This window comes from Collinsella sp. TM09-10AT, assembly GCF_003436275.1.
GTDB lineage: Bacteria > Actinomycetota > Coriobacteriia > Coriobacteriales > Coriobacteriaceae > Collinsella.
This window is the reverse complement of sequence record NZ_QSOP01000004.1, coordinates 109,960-132,950: the sequence shown is the minus strand read 5'-3', so window position 1 is coordinate 132,950 and position 22,991 is coordinate 109,960. Positions and strand designations below refer to the sequence as shown.

Here is a 22,991-nt window from a genome sequence, read left to right as displayed (position 1 = left end):
CGAAAGGTGCAATTATGTCTTTTGCCATCATAACCGACTCCACGTCGGACATCTCCCCCGCCCGTGCCCAAGAGCTCGGCATTTACGTGATTCCGCTGCATGTGATTATCGAGGGCGAGGACCTGCTCGACCAGGTGCAGATTACCGCCGAGGAATACGTCGCCCGCATGGCCGGCTCCGAGCAGCTGCCGCACACCTCGCAGCCGAGCGCCGGCGAGTTCAAGGCACTCTTTGACCGCGTGCTCGCCGACGGCCACGATAGCGCGATCTTTATCTCGCTGTGCAGCGAGTGGTCCGCCTGCTATGCCAACGCCAGCCTGGTGGCCGAGACCCACGAGCTCGACGTGCGCTGCATCGATTCGCGCACCGGCTCGGGCGCCGAGGGCCTGCTGGTGGAGTACGCGCTGGCCATGCGCGAGGACGGCCGCAGCCTGGACGAGACCGAGGCACAGATTCGCGCGACGCTGCCCGACGCCCACCTGCTACTGATTCCCCGCACGCTCGAGAACCTCGTTAAGAACGGCCGCGCGCCCAAGCTCGCCGGCCAGCTCACGCAGATGCTCAACATTCGCCTGGCCGTTTCGCCGGAGTGGCAGTCGGGCGAGATCAAGGCCGTCAAGAAGGGCCGCGGCGCCAAGCGCATCGTCGCCAACACCATGGCCGACTGCCTCGCGTTTTTGGCTGAACACCCGGGTTCGAGCGTGCGCGTGCTCACGACCGGCGCCGCCGAGGAGCAGGAGCTTGTCAATGAAGCACTCGCAGGCCAGGACTACGTAGACGCCGGCACCGGCCCCATCGGCTGCACCATCGCCACCCACGTAGGCGTCGACGCCATCGCCATCAGCTATTGCCCCCGCTACCAAGCTGCCAATTAGGGACAGATTTATTTTGGCAGGTTTTATCTGGGCAAACGTTAAACGCTAACAGACCTGTCCGACAAGATCGGGCCTGTCGGGGCTGTCGAACAGCCATGGTGCAACCAGCCCCAGCAAAGCCGTCACGCCGGCGCGCCCCAACTCAAAGCGCACCGGCGTTGCTTTAAGAGTTGCGGCGGGACGGTGACCGCTTGAGCCGAAAAGCCGCGAACCGCTTCCCATTACGCCGCAACTTCATTGCCGCCCAACCAGCCAATCGAGAAATTGGCGGCGATCGATGCTTTGTCCAACCCCCCTGCGATACCCTCTGGGCAAAAAATGGCAAATATGAGTACTGTTACCAGTTTAGTAACAGCGAAATCTGGCTGAATATGCCGTCTTCCACCAATTCCGAGCGTCATAAAGTCCCGAATCGCCATGTCGAGAGGGTTGGTTATATCAAATTTCGGCCGATTGGTCTTAAATACGTTCAAGATGATATGATACTACCCCAACAACAGTACTCATATTTGCCATTTTTTGCCCACAGGGTCTATTCGAGGGCGACTCCCGGGGTCTCCAGCCCGCCTCATAGCCGCTCAAACCCATTCAGCAACAGCCGCCGCACATTTTGACACCAGCTGAACACCACTCACGGAGTCGCATTCCACTATCACCGAACCTAAATCGGAATCGAGCGCCCAAAAAACCAAAATAACGTACCCTCATCTCAATGGACCATGAGAAGAACGGCATTTACATGAGCACCGTCACGCATCAATACGCCCTCATCGGGGACGCGTTATTCCAATTCAAGGAAGCAGTCTCTCACGTATCGGAGCCGCACAGCCAAATCGTCATCTGCAGCAACGGCCCAGACATCCGCTACGCAACGCTCGAAGAATGGGAGAAAGCCGGAAAATCTTTCGGCAAGCGAGCGCAGGTTAAGGGCCTCGTCACCAGCACGAGTTCAGCGCGCGAAAAACTCGAGCTCTTTCGCAATCTCTTTACTGGCCGCAAAGATGTTTACGCCCATGGGTACCGCAGAAAAGACGGGGGTATCGGCTATACACCCGCCTGCGCAAATGAGTGGAAACCGGGCATTTGTCCCAAGGCAAGCCATCAGAGGGTCAAATGCGCGGAATGCGGTAGCCGCGTCTTCCCCGAGTTGAGCAATGCCGCGATCATTGACCATTTCAAAGGCAGCGACGACAGGCTCCGAGACGTCATAGGTCAGTATGTTCTCGACAGTGACAGCAACACAAAAGTTCTGGTCATTGATTTTGACGGAGCCGATTGGAAAGAAGCGGCAAACGCCATTCGGCTTGTCGCAAAAAGCCATGGAATCGATGCTGCAGTTGAGCGATCGAGATCAGGCAACGGCGCACATGTCTGGTTTTTCTTCCTAGAGCTCACCGGCGCAAAGACCGCAAGAGATTTTGGAAGCAGCCTTATCGCCGAGGCGGCGATGCTCAACAAGACAATCACCTTCGAAGCTTTTGACCGAATGATGCCCGCGCAGTCCACCATTCCTGAGGGTGGCTTCGGAAATCTCATAGCGCTGCCCTTTCAAGGAAAAGCGCAGCGAGAAGGAAACAGCGTATTTGTTGACGAGCAATTTGAGCCCTTTCCCGATCAATGGCTTTATCTTTCGCAAATCCAGTTGATCCCGCGTACGATGGTGAAAAGTCTGCTCAAGAGCATCGACAATAGACCGCATGGATTATCAGCTGCAGTGGCGGCAAACACCGCCGCACCGCATTCCCAGAGGCCGCGAAAGCGGCTTCCGCTCACGCAGCGGGACTTCCCGCCATCGCTACCCGTCACGCAAGCTGATATGCTCTACATTACCGAAAAGTCCCTGAGTCCCGCAGCCCAAATGGAAGTCCGCAGGCTTGCAACATTTGCCAACCCGGAATTCTTCCGTGCGCAATCAATGCATCAATCAGTATTCGGCAAACCGCGGTACATAGACCTCAGCGAACTTAGAGATGGCTGCGTCGCGATCCCCAGAGGCTGCAAGGCTCAACTTGAGCGGCTGCTTCAAGAAGCCGGCGTTGCTGCCCACTATTCAGACAAGCGCGTATCGGGCAATCCAATTGGGATGGCATTTAAAGGGACGCTTCGCCCTGAACAGCAAATTGCCGCTGAACAGATGCTCGGCTATGAAGACGGAATCATGTCTGCGCCGACGGGTTTCGGGAAAACCGTCATTGGAGCCTATCTTATTGCTGCCATCGGTCTTCCAACGCTCGTCATCGTTCCCAAGACCGCGCTCATTGCCCAATGGAAATCCCAGCTCGAACGCTTTCTCGACATCACGGACAACCGAGAGCCAGTCCGGACCTCAAAAGGACGAATCAGTAAAAGGCAGCCTCCGCTCATTGGCCAAATCGGAGGAGGCAAAACCGCCATAAGCCGTCTCATCGACATTGCTTCATTCCAGTCTCTGTCCAGCAAGGACCCCCAGACTGGAGAACCAATAGCCAAGGAGCTCGTTCGCGATTACGGTCTCATCATCTGTGACGAATGTCACCATGCGGCCGCGCCACAGCTCGAGCTCGTCCTCAAGTCCGCTCCAGCCAAATATGTATACGGCCTTTCCGCGACGCCCAAGCGTTCGGACGGACTCACGCAGGCGCTCTCAATGCTATGCGGCCCGCTTCGCCATGTCATCGATCCAAAAACGCAGGCGATCCAACAGGGGATTCAGCGCGTTGTTAGACCGCGTTTTACCGGAGTTCGACTACCCGCCTACGAACCGGGAGCATCCTTTAATCAAGTTCTCGATCTCCTGTGTGCGCACACAGCGAGAAACAAAGCAATTGTCGACGATGCCCTCGAGACCGCGTCAAACGGTCGACATCCGCTTGTACTATCCAAAAGGAAAAAACATGCCGAAGAGCTATGTAGACTGCTTCAAAGCCGCGGACACGAACCTATACTCTTAACCGGAGAAATCGACGCCAAAGAAAGAAAGGCAATACTGAACAGCCTTCCCGGCTTCGAGCATGAGCATCGAATTATCATCGCAACCGAAGGCCTTCTGGGCGAGGGTTTCGACCTGTCTTACCTTGACACTCTGCTCATTGCCACACCGATATCTTGGGACGGCAGCATAACGCAGCAGGCAGGCAGACTACATAGAAGTCACGAGGGCAAGCAGCGGGTTGAGATATTCGACTATGTTGATTTGTCGATACCCATGCTCGCGCGCATGTACCAGAAGAGACTCAAGACCTACGCCAAGCTGGGGTATGAAGTCTTTGCAGCAAATGACAACAAACGGGCCGATCAAAACATCCTCGTTAGGCCGGCAAGGGCCATGGAGGCATTAGCGGATGACATCGCGCGCGCAATGAAAAGCATTTTTATTGCCGCGCCCTACGCATCCGCTGCATGCCTCGCAAAGCTCGCTGCCGTACTCACAGGCGCCGCCGCCCGTGGGATTGCCCTTGAGATTTCAATTGCCTCGACTCCGCACAATGACGTGAAAGCGATTTTTACCGAGATGAACGTCGACTATTCCATCAAAGCCGAAGGGCGCCTATGCGCGTCAGTAATTGACGAGGAAACCGTCTGGTACGGAACTATTCCATTACTGGCCTTTCCTAAGAAAGAGGACTGCAGCATCCGTTTCAAAAGCAGCGAAGTTGCAGCCGAGTTTTTAAGCGAAATCCAGCGAAGAGGAGAACCGGAGGTCGCAGCCACGAACGGGATGTCTCCAACAGTTACGGTGGAATAGGGGCCGTTTTTGGCCAATCGGCCGCGAATCAATCCCTATTCCCCCGCGAATCATAAGCGAGCAATCAGCCCTGCGGACCCTGGAACAGCTCCTCATGCGAGCCCATTCTGACCAGCCGGATCACAGGATTAGTCTTATGCGGCAAATAAAGAACGACCACATCGACCAAGCCATCGGATAGGTGGAAATCGATGTGGCCGTTGTAGTTTCCGCCCGGGTTTGAGAGCTCGTGGGCGCCATACTCCGCCGGAAGTGACCCATGAGCCACAAGCTCTGCAACCGCCGCTTTAAACTCACTTTTTAGCTGCGGATGCATGCGCATCGTTCGTTTGTAGTCCACCTTAAATTGAGCCTCGACTTTAATCTCGAACATCGCTATTCCTCATCGAGGAATGACATAAGCTCATCAGCGTTATTGAATGACAGGCTATCGTCCGGCAAAATCCCCAGCTCATGAGCCTCGGCGATCACCATGGCGCGCCTCGTCACCTCGTTGGGCACCTCCGCCCTTCCTACAATCTCAAAAGGAATCTTTCGCTGATTTACCAGCTGCCGAACGGCAAGATTGAGATAGGAATTGAGGCTGAGGCCGACCGAATCCAAGAACTCAGTCGCCTGCTCCTTGAGCCCCTCTTCGATTCGAACCGTCGTAGGCTTAACTGTTGCTGTAGACATTTGCGACCTCCTCGCCCTCGTCTTTTACACCAGTATACCCAATATAAATGGCAATCTGATGTTAGATAACATCAGATTGCCATGCGTATTCATGTCGCGTGGGCACGATTGATCTACATCAGCCCGCTGAGCGCAATGTCAACGGCCTCGTTGAGGTCGTCGGTAATGTGTACCAGATCCGGATCGAGCGGGCTAATCATACCGGTGCTCATCACCGGGCCGTTGAGCCAGTCGAATAGGCCCTGCCAGTACTCGGTGCCCACCAGCACGAGCGGCATGCGCTTGACCTTGTGCGTCTGCACCAGCGTGAGAACCTCGAACATCTCGTCGAGCGTGCCAAAGCCGCCGGGAAATACGATGGCGCCCGAGCTGTACTTAACGAACATGGTTTTGCGCACAAAGAAGTAGCGGAAGTCCATGCCGAGGTTCACGTATTTATTGAGCCCCTGCTCGTGCGGAAGCTCGATACCCAAGCCGACCGACTTGCCGTTGGCGCTCGCCGCTCCCCTGTTGGCCGCCTCCATGACGCCGGGACCACCGCCGGTGATAACCGCCACGCCGCGCTGGGCGATCTTGCGGCCAACGGCGCGTGCCGCCTTGTAGAGCGGATCGGTCTTGGGCGTGCGGGCACTGCCGAAGATGGTCACCGCAGGACCAAGCTCGGCAAGTGCGCCAAAACCATCAACGAACTCTGCCTGAATGCGCAGCACGCGCCAGGGGTCGGTGTGCAACCAGTCGGTCGAGTCCTCGGGCGCCAGCAGGTTGGCGTAGGTGTTGTCCTTGGGAATCATGGGGCCGCGCATGACCACGGGGCCGCGGCGGTACGTCTCGTCGTAGGCAGGCTCGCCCTCGACGTTCTCATTCTTAATCATGGGTACTCCTATCGAGAAAAAGAAAAGCGGGCGGGGTCGACGCCATGCGTCAAACACCCGCCCGAACATCAACTATTCGGTATGGTACCCACGATGCATCAAGTGCTTGCAAGCTATCGGTCATCGGTCGCGCAAGCGGTGTTAGCAAACGTGATGACCGGCCGGCGCTCGCCCCTTGCCGTTGCCCGCGCTCTGCAAGCGCCCGTGCTGCTCTTAGTAATCCACCGCCGCAGGGCTGTTCATCCAGTCGCTCACGAACGCGCCGTAGCGGCCCTCGATAATGGCCTGGCGGGCCCGCTGCATAAGGTTGAGCAGGTAGTAGATGTTGTGCATCGAAAGCAGAATGCCGCCGAGCATCTCCTTCTGCGTGACCATGTGACGGATGAGCGCACGGCTGTAACCGCCCGTGCACACCGGGCAGGTGCAGGTGGGATCGATGGGACCGTCGTCGTGCGCAAAGCGAGCGTTGCGGAAGTTGAGGCGACCCTCGCTGGAGAATGCCGTGCCCATACGGCCGGTGCGCGTCGGCAGCACGCAGTCAAACATGTCGATGCCCACGCCAACGCCGCGCACGAGCGTGGTCGGGTTGCCGACACCCATCAGGTAGCGCGGCTTATGCTTGGGCATGTACTCGCTCACGAGCGGCGCCAGGGTCTCGAACATGGTCTCGTGATCCTCGCCCACCGAATAGCCACCGATACCATAGCCCGGGAAGTCGCCGCACTCCTCCAGATGGCGCAGCGAACGCAGGCGCAGATCCAGGTGCATGCCGCCCTGAACGATGCCAAAGAGCGCCTGGTCATCGCGGGTATGCGCCTTATAGCAGCGCTCGGCCCACATGCTCGACAGCTCAACGGCGCGCTCAACGTAGGCGCGCGTGGCGGGATAGCCCGGGCACTGGTCGAGCTGCATGCAGATATCGGAGCCGAGTTTCATGGCGATTTCCATGTTGTCCTCGGGCGTCCAAAACACGTGGCGGCCGTCGTAATCGTTGACGATAAAGCGCACGCCCTCATCGGTGAGCTTGACGGCATCGTTGTGGCTGAAGACCTGGAAACCGCCCGAGTCGGTGAGGATGGGGCCGTGCCAGTTCATGAACTTGTGCAGGCCGCCCAGCTCGGCGATGGTGTCCTCGCCGGGACGCATGGACAGATGATAGGTATTGGCGAGCACGATCTGGGCGCCGAGCTTCTTGACAGTCTCGGTAGGAATGCCCTTGACGTTTGCCTTGGTGCCCACGGGCATAAAAATCGGCGTCTCGATGTCGCCGTGCGGGGTGTGCAGTACGCCGGCACGCGCGTGCGTCGTCGGGTCCTCGGCGATCAGGTCGAATTTAAAAAGGTTCTGGTCCATAAACTGGAACTCCTTGGTTGCGGTTCATACGCAAACCATTATACGGGCAACCCGCAAGAAGCACCGACTCGACAGAAACTGGTGCGAGGAGGATACGGCAGGGACACGGCAAATGAGCGTGGATTTTTGGACGCTTACCGGATGAGCGTGGACAATCTCCCACTTTTGCCCAAAGCACAGCCCAAAAACGGGAGATTATCCACTTTCATTCTGCGGGCACTCATTTAAGTACGTCCCCGATGAGTGGAGCTATTTACCAGCCACGGCAACGCCGATATTTTGGCAACGTCAGCGAGCGGGTCGCATTTGAGACAAGGTGCCGTGAAATGAAAGGGCGCTGACCTTCTGGTCGCGCCCTTGAAATTGAACGGCAGATTGTCCAAATGCGGCCCGCGCAGCGTCGGCCGGTCCGCCGTTCGGTAGAACGGCGGAACCCCTAAGGGCGCTGGCCCATGCCACCCTCGAGGGTGACGGTCTCGCCGTTCATATACTTAAAGTCGGGACCGCAGAGCTGAACGACAACGCGGCCGATTTCCTTCTCGACGTCGCCGTAGTGGCCAGCCGGCGGCATGTGGACGTTGGCCTTGAACGCCTCGGGATAGGCATCCTGGAAGTTCTCGAGCGCAGCGGTCCAAGCAAGCGGGCAAACGATATTGACGTTGATGCCGTCCTTGCCCCACTCGTTGGCAGCGACGCGGGTCAGTCCGCGGATGCCCTCCTTGGCAGCGGCGTAGCTGCACTGGCCATAGTTGCCAAACAGGCCGGCGCCCGAAGCAAAGTTGACCACGGAGCCCTTGGTCTCCTTCAGGTGCGGGTAGGCCTTCTGCATGTACAGGTAGGTGGCATACAGGCCAGAGTAAATGGCCAGGTTAAACTGATCCATGGTGTGATCGGCAATGGTCACGCCCGAGGCGCTGGCCTGAGCATTGTTGACGACGGCGTCGATGCGGCCGAACTCCTCAATAGCCTTGTCGATGACGTTCTGGACGACGGCCTCGTTGTCCTGACCAGCCGAGACATCGGCCTGAACAGGCAGAACCTTGACGCCGTACTCGGCCTCGAGGGATTCCTTGGCAGCCTCGAGCTTGGCAACGTTGCGGCCGGTAATGACGAGGTTTGCGCCCTCCTTGGCAAAAGCGATATCGATACCGTAGCCGATGGAGCCAGCGGAGCCGTCCTTGAGCGTGGCCTTGCCGCCGCCGGTGACGATCACGGTCTTACCAGTGAAAAGTCCCATATAAAGTCCTTTCAAATCGCGACGGGCCTGCCCGTCGACTGCGCGCATCCAACTTCACGCGCCAAAAGCTGAAATGCAACTTTAGCGGGTTCAAGTGAAAAATAAAGCCCCTGGCAGGCGAACGGCGCAACGTCTTTCGGCGAAGGGAATGTCAAGTACAAACTGGATAAAGTGGCCGAGTTTTTGCTATCGACGCGAGCCATCGAACACGTTTTGAAACTTTGCTGCAGCGCGCGGGATGTCGGCGCGAGACTTTATCATAGGGTGACAAACAACGATGAGGAGCACATGCCTATGACAGACGAGCTGGACCCCCAGACTCAACAGCATATTGATGATTCCGCAGACGTCACTGCAGATGCCGACGCTGTGACCTGCGATGATATTGACCTCGACGGCCCATTCTTGGACGAAAGCGCTACGGCGGAAACCCCTGGCGCCGAAGATGCAGACGAGCAAAACGACGATGCGCCCGCTCAGGACGACCGCCCCGTACAGGATGCTGCTCCGCAAGCTGCGGGCCCTATCGAGGTTTCTTCGGAAGAAGAGCTCGACGCCGTCATGGACTCCATGATGGATGCCGTCAAAGCGATGAAAGACGCCGTGGCCGACGCTGACGTTGACGCCGAGGAAGAGGAGGCCGCCGAGGCAGCCTCGACCTTCGTACCCGGCGAGACTCCGGTTGCCGACCAGGGCAGCACCATGCCCTCGTTTCTGCAGCTCGAGCATCCCACGATTGGCACCGATGCGGTCGACCCGCACGCAGCAGGCTTTTCTGTGATCGAAGGCGGTACCGGCAATATCGCCGTGCCGCAGACTGCCGATGCGGACGCTGCCGACACCGCTCGCCCGACTGCCCCGCACTCCCCCGCCGCGAGCCGCGATCTGGGGACCGCTGTCTCGAACACTGCGAACGCCGTGGGCACCTTTATCGCCCAGGGCGCCTCGGCCATGCGCGAGATGAACGCCGCGAAAAAGGCACTTGCCGATGCCCGCGCCCACCTGGCCGAACTTGAGCAGCGCATTGCCGATCAGGCCGAGGAACTCGAGACGCGCCAGGATATCGCAGGCCGCTACGACCAGATCGTCGCCGACCAGCGCCAGGCGATTGCCACGGCCCAAAAGACTGCAGCGGTCGCCGAGATTGACCGTGATGTCCACGCCTCCAAAGCGACAGAGCTCAAGGGTCAGCTCGAACAAATGAAGACAGAGGATGACGCGACTGAGCTCCGCCTGAAGGCCGCGCTCGACGCCGTGGAGGCCCGCGAGGCGAGCTCACGCGAGACCGGCAACCGCCTCGTTCGACGTCTTGAGGATTCCAAGCGCATCCGCGACAAGGTGAAGGCAGAGCGAGACGCCGGCATTGCCGCCGCACAACAAACCGTCGACGCCACGCGCGCCCAGCTCGAGACGCTGCGTCATGAGTATGCCGAGCTGCAACGCAATCCCTCGGCAAATCCCGCCAACTATACGGTGCGCACCAGCGAGCTCTCGATGCAGATTTCCGACACGGCAGATGCCCTGCGTAAAGCCGAAGAAGATGTCCCGCGCATCACCGCCGACCTTGAGCACTCGCTTGCCGCAGCCGAGCAGGCCGTCGAGCAGGCTCAAGCCCCTATCGCCGACGCAAAACGCGCGCACCAAGCCGTGACGACCGAAGCCGATGCCGCGCGCGACGAGCTGCAGACGGCGAAGACCGCCGCCGCGACTCGTCAGCGCGAACTGCGCGAGAAGATCGCTGCCGAGGACAAGGCGCGCCGCGACCAGGAGCAGACCATCGCCAACGCCCAAGCAGATGCCGCACATGCACAGTCGATCATCGAACAGGCGACCGAGGTGCACGACCACCCAGAGATCACCGAGTCGCTTGCAGGGTCCTTGGCCCGAGACAATGCCGAACACACCGAGACCGAGCGAGAAGTCGCCCAGCTCGAGGCCACCGAGGACGCGGTGCGCGAGCGTACCCGCGACTCACGCATCAAATTCACCGGCGCCATCGTCTGCATCGTCGCCGTAGTTCTAGTGATCATCTTGATCTGGCTGTTCGCGAGCAAGTAACCACTCCCCAACGATTACAAGGACTGTCCCCAGGTGCCGGCAAAAAAGGAACGTCCCCAAGTGCCACCTAATGAGAGTGGATAATCTCCCACTTTTGACGAAGAAACACGCCTAAAACGGGAGATTATCCACTCTCATTCTGCAGGCACTCATTTAAGTACGTCCCCAATGAGTACCTGCCGATGCTTTGGCGAAGTCAGCGAAAACGCCCCTAAGCGAGCAAGGTGACGTGAAAGAGGGGGGCATTGACCTTCTGGTCATGCCCGACGATTGAACGTCAGATTGCCGCTTAGGGGGGTTTGCAGCGTCGGCCGGTTACGGCGTTTGTAAAACGCCGTAACCTACAAAATGAGCATGGCGTCGCCAAAGCTGAAGAAGCGGTAGCGCTCCTCGATGGCGGCGGCATAGGCATCCATGATCTGGTCGCGGGTGGCAAGTGCGCTCACGAGCATCATGAGCGTGGAGCGCGGCACGTGGAAGTTCGTGATCAGCGCGTCGACCACGTGATAGGTCGAGCCGGGCATGAGGTAGAGCTGCGTCGTCGCGTTCTCGCGCACCACGATGTCGCCGCGGCCGAGCGTGTCGGCCCCATCCTCGCGGCCCTCAAAATAGCGCGCCGTCACGGCCGGATCAGACACCGGTGCCTCAGCGTCAAAGGCGCTCTCGAGCGAGCGTACTGCGGTGGTGCCGACGGCGATCACGCGGTGCCCCTCGGCCTTCGCCTTATGCACGGCGTCGACAACCTCCTGTGACACGTGGTAGCGCTCGGTGTGCATGACGTGCTGCGTGGGGTCGTCCTCCTCCACCAGACGGAAGGTATCAATACCCACCTCGAGCTCGACGGCGGCAAACTTCGCGCCCTTGGCCTCGATAGCGGCCATGAGCTCGGGGGTAAAGTGCAGACCCGCCGTAGGAGCGGCAGCCGAGTGCTCCTCCTTCATGGCGTAGACGGTCTGGTACTTCTCGGGATCGCCCTCGTAATCGGTAATGTAGGGCGGCAGCGGCACGTGACCGGCAGCATGAATGGCCTCGTCGAGCGTGCGCGGCTCGCCGGCGGCATTGCAGCCGGCCGGCTCAAAGCGCACCAGACGGCCTCCGCGGCTATCGGTGACAAAGTCGATGACCTCGGCCGTCAGCACCACGGGAGCCCCCTCGGGCGCATGGGCGCCACCGGCGCGATACTCAATCTGAGCACCGGGCTTCAGGCGCTTACCCGGCTTGACCAGGCACTCCCAAACGTGGCCCAGCGGGTCAACATCCTCACGGCGCTTGAGCAGCAGCGTCTCGACCACGCCACCCGAGCCGGCTTTGCGACCGATCAGGCGGGCCGGCATCACACGCGTCTTGTTGATGACGAGCACATCGCCCGGCTCGATATAGTCGATGATGTCGCGGAAGATGCGGTGCTCAACGGTACCGCCGTGCTCCAGCGGCTTCCCCGCCTGGGAGCCTTTGCGATCCACCACCAGCAGGCGGCAGGAGTCGCGCGGCTCGGCAGGAGCCTGGGCAATCAGTTCCTCAGGAAGGTTGTAGTCAAAATCATCGGTACGCATAGACACGTCGGATACTCCTTATATAGCTAAAGTCCGCTCTACATCCTAGCAGGCTGACGTCCCAAACGAACTACTTTTTGGCGGCTTTGCGCTCGTCGCGGATGCGGGCGCGGTCCATGGCCGCCTCGACAGCAGAAAAGCGGCAGCCGCAGTAGTTCTGTCGATACATGCCCAGTTCGCGCGAACGGCGCGTAGCCTCGGGATAATACGGGCGAAAATCGCGAATCACCGGGGTGAGCCCATGGGCGGCCGCCAAACGCTCAAGCACGTCATTGCAGGTGTCGAACAGCTGATACGGCGAGACGGCGAGCGTCGTACCCACATATTCAAACCTGCGCTCCTGGGCAACGCGGCATGCCTCGGCCAAGCGCAAGGCATAGCACGAGCGACAGCGACGGGGCCGATCGGCACCCAGCGGGGCCACGCCGGCCTCCCAGCGCTCGCGGTCCTCCCCCGCCTCGATGAGCTCGATGTCGCCATCGGCACACCACCGGCGCAGCTCGTCCAGACGCCGCCGCCATTCATCGCGCGGTTGAATATTGGGATTGGTCCAGCAAATCGTGGGCTCAAACCCCTCCTCGCGCAGCAGGCGAACCGGCTCAAGCGAGCATGGTGCACAGCACGCATGCAGCAACAACGACTTCATCGACATCCCCGTCCCAGAAAACTCACACCGACATCATGGCAGCTAAAATAGCCCCGTCCCAAAAAGACTACTTTGCGAAAAAGCGCACGCCAAAGGACGTATCCTCGCAGGCGACGATACGGCGGTCGCGCAGAATGGTCCGCACGTAATACCAATCACCCACACAGCCCGACAAGTGCAGACCAGCCGCCAGGTAGCACAGCAGCGGATAGTCCGAGAACGCAAACCCCAGGGCAAATGCTGTCGTCACAACAACCGTCGGCGCCAGGCAAACCGCCATGTACCGCCGGCGCGAATACACAACGCCCTCGGCGCAGGCATAGATCATCGCCGTCTCGCGATTCGCCCCAAAGGTCACCTGCGCGCCCGCAGGCGCCAGCAGCTTAAAAAACACCGCATGCACCAGCTCGTGCACGGCAAACGATGCCATTGAGACCGCAGCCAAGCCGACTATCCAGCCCACGACAGCCATCCAGCCGCCCGCCTCAGCCGCGTCCAAGTCCGCAGGCCCGCCCAACAGCATAAACACCGGCACCAGGCACACGGCAAACACCGCGATCACGGCCATCCCCCACACGAAGCAAGCGTGTAGAAAATCCTCGTCCTCAAACGCATGTATGTTGGAAATCTCATTCATAGCATCTTAGGATAGCGCCCCTGCCACGCACCCGCCCGCATGTGCGATAATGTCGAACGATATGCACGAATTGACCACCGCGCCGCCGAACCCCGTGCCCGGCCGCGCTCTTACCTATATGCGAAGGAGTCCCATGGCATCCAAATACTCCATGAACGACCGTCCCAGCTGGCCGCGCCGCGCCATCGTTACCGCCGGCGAGCCCTACGGCAACAAGGGTCTGCACTTTGGCCACGTCGGCGGCGTCTTTGTCCCGGCCGACTTCTTCGCCCGCTTCCTGCGCGACCGCCTGGGCCGCGAAAACGTCATCTTCACCTCGGGCACCGACTGCTACGGTTCGCCCATCATGGAGAGCTACCGCAAGCTCAAGGAGAACGAGGGCTACGACAAGTCCATCGGCGAGTATGTCGAGTCCAATCACTCCCGCCAGGCCGCGACCCTCAACAACTACAACATCAGCTGCGACATCTACGGCGGCTCGGGCCTTGAGCCGGCGGCCCAGATCCACAACGAGGTGACTGCCGAGATTATCGAGCGCCTGCACGAGCAGGGCACCATCTCCAAGCGCTCCACGCTGCAGTTCTACGATGCCAAGGCCGGCACGTTCCTCAACGGCCGCCAGGTCATCGGCCGCTGCCCCATCCAGGGCTGCAAGTCCGAGAAGGCTTATGCCGACGAGTGCGATCTGGGCCACCAGTTTGAGCCCGAGGAGCTCATCGCGCCCAAGAGCCAGCTCACCGGCGAGGTGCCCGAGCTGCGCCCGGTCGACAATCTCTACTTTGACCTGCCGGCCTACCTCGACTTTATGAAGACCTACACCGCCAAGCTCGCCCAGAACCCGCAGGTTCGCTCCGTGGTCTCCAAGACCATGGAGGAGTGGCTGCTGCCGGCTCAGCTCTACATCCAGAACAAGTTCCGCGAGGCCTTCGATGCCGTCGAGGACCAGCTCCCCGAGCACACCGTGCTGGAGCCCGAGGGCAACAAGAGCAGCTTTACCGTCACCTTCCCCAGCTGGAAGGAGCGCGACGACGCCCACGCGGTGCTCGCCAACGGTGGCGTGCGCTTCCGCAGCGGCAAGGCACTCGTGCCCTTCCGCATCACCGGCAACATCGACTGGGGCGTTCCGGTGCCCGAGGTCGACGGCGTGAACGACGTCACTTGCTGGTGCTGGCCCGAGAGCCTGTGGGCGCCCATCAGCTATACGCGTACCGTGCTCGCACGCGATGCCAAGGCAGCCGGCGTGACCGAGGGCGTCGCCGCCCAGGATGCCGCCCTCATGGGCGAGCCCGCCGCCGATTCCACGCAGGTCCCCGCGCCCACCTACCAGCACAGCTCGCTCGACTGGCGCGACTGGTGGTGCTCGGACGACGCGCAGATCTACCAGTTCATCGGTCAGGACAACATCTATTTCTACTGCATCGCGCAAACCGCCATGTGGGAGGCCCTGGGTTGGGACCTTACGCAGAGCACCGTCAGCGCCTGCTATCACCTGCTCTACATGGGCAAAAAGGCGAGCTCGTCCTCGCAGACCCCTCCCCCGCCGGCAGACGACCTGCTCAACCACTACACCTGCGAGCAGATGCGCGCGCACTGGCTGTCGCTCGGCCTATCCGAGAAGCCGGTGAGCTTTAGCCCCAAGGCATACGACACGCGTGTGACCGGCAAGGACAAGGACGGCAACGAGGTGCGTGCCTGCGACGACAAGCGCGTTATCGATCCGGCCCTTAAGGAGAGCGCCCTTTTGACCGGCGTCTTCAACCGCCTGGCCCGCAGCTGCTTCTACGGCGTCGCCATCAAGGAGGGCGACGAGAGCCCCTACCGCAACGGCTGCATCCCCGCCGGTGCCGCTTCTGACACCGTGGTCGAAGCCGCCGAGCAGGCAGCTCTCGCCTTTGAGCAAGCCATGTACAAGTTCGAGACGCACCGCGCGCTCGCCGTGTGCGACGACTACCTGCGTGCCGCCAACAAGCGCTGGAGCGACGCCTCTAAGGCCGCCAACAAGCTCGAGGGCGAGCCGGCAAACGCCGCAATGACGCAGGCCCTCGTCGACGCCTTTACCGAGCTGCGCGTGGCGACCGTGCTCATGCACGGCATCGTCCCTGCCGGCTGCGAGCTCATCTGCGAGTACTTCGACGTTGACCCGGTCGCCTTCTTTAGCTGGGATAACATCTTCGCCTCCACGGATGAGTTTGTGGAGAGCCTGGGCGAGAAGCCCGGCGAGCACCGCGTGAAGCCGCTACCCCCGCGCTTCGACTTCTTCAGCAAGCACGAGAGCCAGTACTAGGCAACAGCAACGCGCCCGGGAATGATTATTCTGGGACGGGGATTAAAAAATCATTCCCGGGCGACGCAAAGTAGTCTTTTTGGGACGGGGATCATTAAATGATTTTTTAATCCCCGTCCCAGAATAATCATTTAGGTGGAAGGAAAGACGGATGTCCAAGCCGCGTCGTCGTAAGCAGAAAAAGCAGGTCAAGGCCGAGCTCAAGCTCAGGCAGTTTGCCGCCACCGAGCTTTCCGACCAGCTTGCCGCCCTTCCCTGCGCCGCCGACCTGCCGCGCTTTATGGTCGACACGGTCGCCGGCGCCTATGCGCCCGCCGATGCCGAGCTTATGATCGAGGGCTTCGGCGCCGCGGCCACACGCCCGGTCACGCTGCGCGCCAACACGCTCAAGGCAACCGCCGAGGACATCGCCGCGGCGCTCGATGCCGCCGGCATCGCCCACCGCCCCGTCGCATGGTACCCGGACGCTTCCATCCTGCCCGAGGCCCAGGTTTCCGACCTGTGGGACCTCGACATCTACCGCGACGGCAAGATCTACTTGCAAAGTCTGTCGTCCATGATGCCGCCGTTGGTCTTGGGCGCCCAGGCCGGCGAGGACATCCTGGACATGTGCGCGGCCCCCGGCGGCAAGACGACGCAGATCGCCGCCCTCACCCAGGGCCAGGCACACCTCACCGCCTGCGAGATGAGCATTCCCCGCGCCGAGAAGCTCGAAGCCAACCTCCACCGCCAAGGCGCAAAAAACGTGCCCGTCATGCGCATCGACGCACGCGAGCTCGACGAGTTCTTCCGCTTTGACCGTATCCTGCTCGACGCTCCCTGCACCGGCACGGGCACAGTCGTCAGCGGCAACGAGAAGAGCCTGCGCGGCCTCACCGAGCAGTTGCTGAGCAGGTGCGCCCGCTCGCAGCGAGCACTTCTGGACCGCGCCATGGGAGCCCTCAAACCGGGCGGCACGCTCGTCTATTCGACTTGTTCGATCTTGCCGCAGGAAAACGAGGACGCCCTGCAAGAGGCCCTCGACAAGCACATGGACTGCGAGCTTATCCCCCTCGATGGCACGCCGAGCGAAAGTGAGGCACGCCGCGCCCAGGAAGCTGGTGAGGAGCCGCGCATCGAGTCCAACGCCCTGACCGAAGCCATTGCCGCGGGTCAGGTATCGGCCATCGCCAACGGCCTGCCCGGCACGCTCACCATTCCGCCCAGCCGCGACTTTGAGGGCTTCTACATTGCCCTGATCCGAAAACGCAGTTAGCGCACGGATCCAAAACTCAACAAGCTATCTCCGTGCGCGTTTGCCCTGCTGGTCGCGATGCTGTTTAGGCATCGTGCGCTCCTTGCGTTCGGCCCTTTTGCCCTTAATGGCCGTGACCACAAAGTAGATGACCGCGGCGGCAACAATTGCGCCCACACACAGGCCAATCGAGCCAAACATTGCTGTCAATTCCATACCGCGTCACCTCTCTTTTAAACGGGACTTTCAAGATAGCACCTCGATCCCCGCCACCACAGCTCCTTCACGTTCGCCGGCCCTTCGGTCTAACGAATTGCGTGGCGGGGAAAAATCAACTCGTCAAACGATTTAGCATTCGCAATTCCGGCTGCATCGCGCCGGCCGTCATCACATAGAATCGAGCTTCCATGGATACCCTCAACGATCTAAATGAGCGCGTCGACGCCTTCGTCGGCACCAGCTCTTTCGACACGCCTGCCGCGGCAAACGACCAAGCCCCCATCGATGTGCCCGCCGAGGTTCACGAGGACATTGTCGCCTCGGTCGATTTCTCCGAGGTCGAGCTCGCAGACGAGTTCACCGAGCCCCAGGTAGCCGTCACGCCCAACGGCCTGCTCCCTATGGAGCCCCTGCCCATCGACGGACGTCTGCGCAAGGCTGCCCTTCGCATGCCCGACGAGATCGAGGAGGCCAGCGGCTTCACGCTCTTCGGCCGCCGCATCAAGTCGCTCATTTACACCACCGATGTCGCGGTTATCCGCAACTCCAACGCCGATGCCGTCTTTGCCGTTTACCCCTTCACGCCGCAGCCCGCCATTACGCAGGCGCTGCTGACCGTCGCCGAGTGCCCGGTCTTTGTAGGTGTGGGCGGTGGCACCACCACCGGTAAGCGCTCCGTGCAGATGGCAGCCGTCTCCGAGATGCAGGGCGCGGCGGGATGCGTGGTCAACTCCCCCGCCACCGCCGAGATGGTCGAGCACATCACCAACATCGCCGACATCCCCGTCATCGCTACGGTCGTTCGCTGCGACGACGATGCCCACGCCAAGGTGCGCGCTGGAGCCAAGATTCTCAACATCGCCGCCGGCAAGAACACGCCCCAGGTCCTACGCGAGCTGCGCAAGCACTATCCCAACCTGCCGCTCATCGCGCCGGGCGGCAAGACGCCAGAGAGCATCCGTGAAACCATCGCCGCCGGCGCCAACGCCATCATCTGGACGCCGCCTTCGGCCCAGCAGCTACAGACCGACATGATGCAGCGTTATCGCAAGATGAAGGAAGACGCCACACCTGTCATCTCGCACGACGATGTGCCCATTATCGACCAGGTCTCCGCCGCCGAGGTCAGCCAGGTCGAGAACATGAATCCCGACGTGCCGATTCCCGACGAAGTCATCGAGCGCGTCGCTTCGATCCACGAGCGCGTCGAGGAGCATCGCGCCAACCGCGGCCTCAAGCCGTCACTGCACGGCTTCTTCTTCCGCGGAAAGAAACGCTAACCCCAACAGCAAGGCCCGCCCCACAAACGTGAGGCGGGCCGTTTTCGTTTGAGCAATCATGCAGCGATGTGATGGGGCAAACTAATCCACGCGCTTGTCGCCCATAAAGAAGAGCGCCACCGTACCAGGTCCGGTATGCGAGCCAATCAGAGTACCGATGTTATTGATCTCAATCTTGCCTTTAAGCTGCGGAATCTGTTCCTCGATCAGCGCCGCAACTGCCTCGGCATCCTCGCGGCACGCCGAGTGCGACATGACGCACTTACCCGAATAATCCGCACCGTCCTGCACGTGTGCCATCATGGTCTTGGCCATCTCGGAAATCGCGCGCTTCTTAGTGCGAATCTTCTCACGTGGCGACAGCTTGCCGTCGCAATCGACCGTCATAAGCGGGCAAATCTTAAGCGCCGTGCCGATGATCGCACTCGCAGCCGAAATGCGACCGCCGCGCAGGTAGCTCGACAGATCGGTCGAGAAGAACCAGTGGTGCAGGTTGAGCTTGTGCTCCTCGATCCAGGCAGCCGTCTCGTCGAGTGAAGCCCCGCTATCGCGCACATCGGCGGCATATTCCAGCAACAGGCCAAAGCCCGAAGACGCCCCCAGCGAATCGATGACGCGCACCTTGCCGCCCTGGGGATAGCGATCCGCGAGCATCTGCGCCGCAACGCAGGCCGATCCATACGTGCCCGAAATACCCGACGACAACGTCAGGTGCAGCACGTCTTTGCCCTCGGCAACAAGCGGCTCCCAAAACTCTTCGTACTCACCCACGCTCACCTGAGACGTCTTGGGCATGGCGCCCGCGGATATCTGGGCAAAAAACTCGTCCGGCGTAATCGACTGATACAGATCGTCCGTATAGACAACATCGTCGATCTCGTAATGAAAACACACGACAGGGATATTGCGCGATTCAAAGAACTCCCGAGTTCGATCGGCGGCGGATTCACAGGTCAGGACAAAATCACTCATATGAGGCTCCTTACGTATAGTTATAAAAATTATCGCACAGCAAGCATAAATACGGTACAAATGTCCACTATTTACCAAATAGAGCCAAAGGTGGTGAACATCTTTACCGTCATCATCTCTATCGATCCCGGAGGCATACGTCTGCAAAAACGACCCTACGTCTCCACTCAACCGCCATATCTACCTCAACTAAATCGATTTACCAAACCGTTCAGCCGACAATTCAGCCGCTGGCGCAAAATCGAAACAAAAGCGGCGCATACTGATAAACGTTTGACGCTGTTTATCAGTTTTACCAGCTCCATCGGAAGGTGTTTCATGGTCGCATTCGATCGCAATCCGCAAGACTTCAAGTATCTGCGTCTGCTGTCGAAACAATTTCCCACCGAGCAATCCGCGTTTACCGAGATCATCAATCTCTCGGCCATCCTCAACCTGCCCAAAGGCACCGAGCATTTTATGAGCGACGTGCATGGCGAGTACGAGGCCTTTATGCACATCCTCAACAACTGCTCGGGCGTCGTGCGCGAGCATGTCGACGAGATTTTTGGCGACACGCTCACCTTTGACGAAAAGGGCGAGCTGTGCACGCTCATCTACTACCCGCACGAGAAGATCGAGCTGGTCCGCAGCCAGCGCGAGGACTCGCCCACCTGGTACAAAACGATGCTTGACCAGCTCATCATGGTCGCTCGTTCGCTTTCAAGCCGCTACACCCGCTCCAAGGTTCGTAAGGCCATCCCACGCGATTACGCCTACATCATCGACGAGCTGCTACACACGCATCCGGATGAGAACAACTATCGTGTGCGCTATCACGAGCGCATCGTGGAGTCCATCCTGGAGACCGCAAGCGCCGACGACTTTATCGAGTCGCTCGCCTCGCTCATCAAGCGCCTGGCCGTCGACCACCTGCACCTGGTGGGCGACATCTTCGACCGCGGCGGCGGCGCGGCCAAGATTATGGACCGTCTGCTCACCTACCATTCACTCGACATCCAGTGGGGCAACCACGACCTGCTGTGGATGGGCGCTGCGGCCGGTGAGCCCGCCTGCATCGCCACGGTGCTGCGCAACAACCTACGCTACGACAACTACGAGATCCTGGAGAACGACTACGGCATCTCGCTGCGTGAGCTTGTCGCCTTTGCCGATGCCACCTACACCGCCGGTGAGTCCATCACCCCGCTGATCAAGGCCATCAACGTGCTGCTCTTTAAGCTCGAGGGCCAGATTATCCAGCGCCACCCCGAGTTCGATATGACCGACCGCCTGTTACTCGACAAAATCGATCACGACACCGGCACGGTCACGCTCGCCGACGGCAGCGTGTGGCCGCTCACGACCAATGACTTCCCCACCGTCGACCCGGCGGACCCCTATTCGCTCACGCCCCAAGAGCAGCACATCATCGACAAGCTCGTGTCCGAGTTTGTCACCGCCGATCACCTGCATCGCCATATCGATTTCCTCTATTCCCACGGCTCGATGTACAAGGTCGCCAACGGCAACCTGCTGTTCCATGGCTGCGTGCCGCTCAACGAAGACGGCACCTTTAGCAGCATGAACTGCCTGGGCACCTGGCACGCTGGCCGCGATTATCTCGATTTTTGCGACCACATCGCCCGCCGCGCCTGGCGCGTGGGCGACCGCGACGCTCTCGACTGGATGTGGTACCTGTGGATTGGCTTTAACTCACCCGCCAGCGGACGCCTGGTGCGTACCTTTGAGCGCGCCTATATCGCCGATAAGAGCACCTGGGTCGAGCCGATGGACCCGTACTTTACGCTTACCAAGTCGCCCTCGGTCTGCGACGACATCATGCGCGAGTTTGGCGTCGCGCCCATGGCATGCTCACCGACCGGTCACATCATCAACGGCCACACGCCCGTTAAAACCACCAAGGGCGAGCAGCCCATCCGCGCCGAGGGCAAGCTGCTGGTCATCGATGGCGGATTCTGCCGCGCTTACCATCCCAAGACGGGCATCGCCGGCTACACGCTTATCTCGAGCTCGCGAGGGTGCCGCCTCAAGTCGCACCAGGCCTTTACCACCGTTGCCGAGGCGCTCACCCGCAACATCGATATCGAAAGCGAGACCAACCGCTTTGACGAGGCCGACCGCCGCCGCATGGTGAGCGACACCGATACCGGCGCCAAGATCCGCAGCCAGATCCAGGACCTGCGCCAGCTGCTCGATGCATATAGAAACGGTGCTATCGAGGAGCGCGCCTAGCACCACCCGTGGGGATTGGCTAAACTTGCTGAGTTTGTCATCCCCGCGGCGCCCCGGCGCCACCATAAGGCAGGTACCATGCAAAAGCTCCTTGCGCAGATCATGAAGTTTGGCGTCGTCGGCGTCATTGCCACGGTCATCGACTTTGGCATTATGAATCTGCTCCACTACGGTCTGGGCCTCAACATCCTAATCGCCAACACCAGCGGCTTTATCATCTCACTCATCTTTAACTACCTCGCTAGCATGAAGTACGTGTTTGCGCACAAGGAGGGCATGAGCCGCCGCCGCGAGTTCATTATCTTTGTCGTGCTGTCTGTGATCGGTTTGGGACTCAACGACGGCATCGTGCTGGCGCTCAACGCCGGCCTGGGGCTCGAGGCCAATATCGCCAAGATTTGCGCCACCGCGCTTGTCATGGTCTACAACTTTGTGACCCGAAAGATCTTCCTGGAAGGCGACGAGACCAAGTAACTCGCAACCTTACAGCTTTACAATGCCCACAGATGACGCGCGTCGAGCGCTGTGTTGTTCGTGGGCATTGCTCGTTTACGGGCAAATTTTCAACGTTTGCGGATTAGCACTTGATAATTTGGCGAGTTCGTATAGTTCTTGGCAAAGACCTTACGTTTCCCTTGCAAAAGCTCTAAAGTATTCTCTGCTCGATTCATCAACGCATTGGATGTGATTACGTGCGCAAGGCACTGGCACAACCTCATACCAAGCAGTTCCTCAAGTTCGCTGTCGTGGGTCTTATCTCCTTTGGCATCGACTGGGGTATGCTCATTGCGCTCGTCGAGCTGTTTCACCTCGACTTTTTGATGAGCACCACGGTCTCGTTTACCACGTCCGTCGTGGTCAACTACTGGCTCAGCATGAAGTATGTGTTCGACCACCGCGAGGGCATGAGCCGCAAGCGCGAGTTCACGATCTTCACCATCCTGTCGGTGATCGGCCTGGGCCTCAACGACCTATACATGTTTGTGGGCGTCACGTTTTTGAGCATCGGCTACCAGGCCATGAAGGCCATCGCCACATTCCTCGTCACCTGGTACAACTACTTCAGCCGTCGCTTCTTCCTCGAGGGCGCACGGTCGTAGTCGATTCGCTATTTGCTTGAATGTATAACCGGTTGGA

Annotated in this window: 20 protein-coding genes; 9 read left to right on the top strand and 11 right to left on the bottom strand. The window is 59.8% G+C overall.

Going from position 1 to position 22,991, the window contains the following annotated elements:
- Positions 1-14 precede the first annotated feature (14 nt).
- Positions 15-875: a DegV family protein gene (locus DXD77_RS03080; protein WP_117647702.1), complete on the top strand. Its 861-nt coding sequence runs from the start codon at positions 15-17 to the stop codon at positions 873-875.
- Positions 876-1,096: 221 nt separating this feature from the next.
- Here the strand turns inward: DXD77_RS03080 and DXD77_RS10260 are convergent, their stop codons facing one another.
- Positions 1,097-1,348: a hypothetical protein gene (locus tag DXD77_RS10260; protein ID WP_147325411.1), complete on the bottom strand. Its 252-nt coding sequence runs from the start codon at positions 1,346-1,348 to the stop codon at positions 1,097-1,099.
- 239 nt (positions 1,349-1,587) lie between these two features.
- Here DXD77_RS10260 and DXD77_RS03075 point away from each other — a divergent pair, with 239 nt between their 5' ends.
- Positions 1,588-4,599 (top strand): DEAD/DEAH box helicase family protein, encoded by a 3,012-nt coding sequence (locus tag DXD77_RS03075; protein WP_117564468.1) that lies wholly within the window; start codon positions 1,588-1,590, stop codon positions 4,597-4,599.
- Between the two features lie 64 nt (positions 4,600-4,663).
- Here DXD77_RS03075 and DXD77_RS03070 read toward each other — a convergent pair whose 3' ends face one another.
- From DXD77_RS03070 to DXD77_RS03050, 5 genes are all read right to left on the bottom strand, one after another.
- The gene (locus tag DXD77_RS03070; protein ID WP_117564469.1) at positions 4,664-4,972 is read right to left on the bottom strand and encodes a type II toxin-antitoxin system YafQ family toxin; all 309 of its coding nucleotides are present in this window, start codon (positions 4,970-4,972) and stop codon (positions 4,664-4,666) included.
- A gap of 2 nt (positions 4,973-4,974) precedes the next feature.
- Positions 4,975-5,274: a type II toxin-antitoxin system RelB/DinJ family antitoxin gene (locus tag DXD77_RS03065; protein WP_055250873.1), complete on the bottom strand. Its 300-nt coding sequence runs from the start codon at positions 5,272-5,274 to the stop codon at positions 4,975-4,977.
- A gap of 113 nt (positions 5,275-5,387) precedes the next feature.
- Entirely contained in the window at positions 5,388-6,146 is a 759-nt protein-coding gene (locus tag DXD77_RS03060) for a TIGR00730 family Rossman fold protein (RefSeq protein ID WP_117564470.1), read from the bottom strand.
- A 213-nt stretch (positions 6,147-6,359) separates the two neighbouring features.
- Positions 6,360-7,499: a tRNA guanosine(34) transglycosylase Tgt gene (gene tgt, locus DXD77_RS03055; protein WP_055250876.1), complete on the bottom strand. Its 1,140-nt coding sequence runs from the start codon at positions 7,497-7,499 to the stop codon at positions 6,360-6,362.
- Between the two features lie 436 nt (positions 7,500-7,935).
- On the bottom strand, positions 7,936-8,736 hold the full coding sequence (locus tag DXD77_RS03050) for an SDR family NAD(P)-dependent oxidoreductase (RefSeq protein ID WP_006235414.1): 801 nt from the start codon (positions 8,734-8,736) through the stop codon (positions 7,936-7,938).
- 294 nt (positions 8,737-9,030) lie between these two features.
- Between DXD77_RS03050 and DXD77_RS03045 the strand changes: the two genes are divergently transcribed.
- Positions 9,031-10,794: a hypothetical protein gene (locus DXD77_RS03045; RefSeq protein WP_055250877.1), complete on the top strand. Its 1,764-nt coding sequence runs from the start codon at positions 9,031-9,033 to the stop codon at positions 10,792-10,794.
- Between the two features lie 341 nt (positions 10,795-11,135).
- Here the strand turns inward: DXD77_RS03045 and queA are convergent, their stop codons facing one another.
- The 3 genes from queA to DXD77_RS03030 all read right to left on the bottom strand — a co-directional run bounded on the left by queA (position 11,136) and on the right by DXD77_RS03030 (position 13,630).
- Complete coding sequence (queA, locus tag DXD77_RS03040) at positions 11,136-12,347, bottom strand: tRNA preQ1(34) S-adenosylmethionine ribosyltransferase-isomerase QueA (RefSeq protein WP_117629596.1); 1,212 nt, start codon at positions 12,345-12,347, stop codon at positions 11,136-11,138.
- 70 nt (positions 12,348-12,417) lie between these two features.
- Positions 12,418-12,993: an epoxyqueuosine reductase QueH gene (locus DXD77_RS03035; protein ID WP_117564473.1), complete on the bottom strand. Its 576-nt coding sequence runs from the start codon at positions 12,991-12,993 to the stop codon at positions 12,418-12,420.
- 67 nt (positions 12,994-13,060) lie between these two features.
- Positions 13,061-13,630, bottom strand: a complete 570-nt coding sequence (locus DXD77_RS03030; protein WP_117564474.1) for a DUF3267 domain-containing protein — start codon at positions 13,628-13,630, stop codon at positions 13,061-13,063.
- 133 nt (positions 13,631-13,763) lie between these two features.
- Here DXD77_RS03030 and DXD77_RS03025 point away from each other — a divergent pair, with 133 nt between their 5' ends.
- Entirely contained in the window at positions 13,764-15,914 is a 2,151-nt protein-coding gene (locus DXD77_RS03025) for a methionine--tRNA ligase (protein WP_117564475.1), read from the top strand.
- A 151-nt stretch (positions 15,915-16,065) separates the two neighbouring features.
- Complete coding sequence (locus tag DXD77_RS03020) at positions 16,066-17,169, top strand: RsmB/NOP family class I SAM-dependent RNA methyltransferase (protein WP_117564476.1); 1,104 nt, start codon at positions 16,066-16,068, stop codon at positions 17,167-17,169.
- 24 nt (positions 17,170-17,193) lie between these two features.
- On the opposite strand, the gene DXD77_RS10345 is transcribed toward DXD77_RS03020, so the two are convergent.
- The gene (locus tag DXD77_RS10345) at positions 17,194-17,364 is read right to left on the bottom strand and encodes a hypothetical protein (RefSeq protein ID WP_158548946.1); all 171 of its coding nucleotides are present in this window, start codon (positions 17,362-17,364) and stop codon (positions 17,194-17,196) included.
- A 191-nt stretch (positions 17,365-17,555) separates the two neighbouring features.
- On the opposite strand from DXD77_RS10345, the gene DXD77_RS03015 reads away from it, so the two are divergent.
- Positions 17,556-18,647 (top strand): hypothetical protein, encoded by a 1,092-nt coding sequence (locus DXD77_RS03015; protein ID WP_099431937.1) that lies wholly within the window; start codon positions 17,556-17,558, stop codon positions 18,645-18,647.
- An 81-nt stretch (positions 18,648-18,728) separates the two neighbouring features.
- Here the strand turns inward: DXD77_RS03015 and DXD77_RS03010 are convergent, their stop codons facing one another.
- Positions 18,729-19,619 carry a DegV family protein gene (locus DXD77_RS03010; protein ID WP_117564477.1) on the bottom strand — a complete coding sequence of 297 codons (891 nt, stop codon included), beginning with the start codon at positions 19,617-19,619 and terminating at the stop codon, positions 18,729-18,731.
- Positions 19,620-19,937: 318 nt separating this feature from the next.
- Between DXD77_RS03010 and DXD77_RS03005 the strand changes: the two genes are divergently transcribed.
- From DXD77_RS03005 to DXD77_RS02995, 3 genes are all read left to right on the top strand, one after another.
- On the top strand, positions 19,938-21,854 hold the full coding sequence (locus DXD77_RS03005; protein WP_117646501.1) for a fructose-1,6-bisphosphatase: 1,917 nt from the start codon (positions 19,938-19,940) through the stop codon (positions 21,852-21,854).
- Between the two features lie 78 nt (positions 21,855-21,932).
- A complete protein-coding gene (locus DXD77_RS03000; RefSeq protein WP_117564479.1) occupies positions 21,933-22,328 on the top strand; it encodes a GtrA family protein in 396 nt (131 codons plus the stop codon).
- Positions 22,329-22,546: 218 nt separating this feature from the next.
- Entirely contained in the window at positions 22,547-22,954 is a 408-nt protein-coding gene (locus tag DXD77_RS02995; protein WP_055250894.1) for a GtrA family protein, read from the top strand.
- Positions 22,955-22,991: the final 37 nt, after the last annotated feature.

Excerpts from the sequence above, each read along its gene's own strand:
- DXD77_RS03080 (WP_117647702.1), top strand. The coding sequence starts at position 15 with ATGTCTTTTGCCATCATAACCGACTCCACGTCGGACATCTCCCCCGCC.
- DXD77_RS03075 (WP_117564468.1), top strand. The coding sequence starts at position 1,588 with ATGGACCATGAGAAGAACGGCATTTACATGAGCACCGTCACGCATCAA.
- DXD77_RS03070 (WP_117564469.1), bottom strand. The coding sequence starts at position 4,972 with ATGTTCGAGATTAAAGTCGAGGCTCAATTTAAGGTGGACTACAAACGA.
- DXD77_RS03065 (WP_055250873.1), bottom strand. The coding sequence starts at position 5,274 with ATGTCTACAGCAACAGTTAAGCCTACGACGGTTCGAATCGAAGAGGGG.
- DXD77_RS03060 (WP_117564470.1), bottom strand. The coding sequence starts at position 6,146 with ATGATTAAGAATGAGAACGTCGAGGGCGAGCCTGCCTACGACGAGACG.
- tgt (WP_055250876.1), bottom strand. The coding sequence starts at position 7,499 with ATGGACCAGAACCTTTTTAAATTCGACCTGATCGCCGAGGACCCGACG.
- DXD77_RS03050 (WP_006235414.1), bottom strand. The coding sequence starts at position 8,736 with ATGGGACTTTTCACTGGTAAGACCGTGATCGTCACCGGCGGCGGCAAG.
- DXD77_RS03045 (WP_055250877.1), top strand. The coding sequence starts at position 9,031 with ATGACAGACGAGCTGGACCCCCAGACTCAACAGCATATTGATGATTCC.
- queA (WP_117629596.1), bottom strand. The coding sequence starts at position 12,347 with ATGCGTACCGATGATTTTGACTACAACCTTCCTGAGGAACTGATTGCC.
- DXD77_RS03035 (WP_117564473.1), bottom strand. The coding sequence starts at position 12,993 with ATGAAGTCGTTGTTGCTGCATGCGTGCTGTGCACCATGCTCGCTTGAG.
- DXD77_RS03030 (WP_117564474.1), bottom strand. The coding sequence starts at position 13,630 with ATGAATGAGATTTCCAACATACATGCGTTTGAGGACGAGGATTTTCTA.
- DXD77_RS03025 (WP_117564475.1), top strand. The coding sequence starts at position 13,764 with ATGGCATCCAAATACTCCATGAACGACCGTCCCAGCTGGCCGCGCCGC.
- DXD77_RS03020 (WP_117564476.1), top strand. The coding sequence starts at position 16,066 with ATGTCCAAGCCGCGTCGTCGTAAGCAGAAAAAGCAGGTCAAGGCCGAG.
- DXD77_RS10345 (WP_158548946.1), bottom strand. The coding sequence starts at position 17,364 with ATGGAATTGACAGCAATGTTTGGCTCGATTGGCCTGTGTGTGGGCGCA.
- DXD77_RS03015 (WP_099431937.1), top strand. The coding sequence starts at position 17,556 with ATGGATACCCTCAACGATCTAAATGAGCGCGTCGACGCCTTCGTCGGC.
- DXD77_RS03010 (WP_117564477.1), bottom strand. The coding sequence starts at position 19,619 with ATGAGTGATTTTGTCCTGACCTGTGAATCCGCCGCCGATCGAACTCGG.
- DXD77_RS03005 (WP_117646501.1), top strand. The coding sequence starts at position 19,938 with ATGGTCGCATTCGATCGCAATCCGCAAGACTTCAAGTATCTGCGTCTG.
- DXD77_RS03000 (WP_117564479.1), top strand. The coding sequence starts at position 21,933 with ATGCAAAAGCTCCTTGCGCAGATCATGAAGTTTGGCGTCGTCGGCGTC.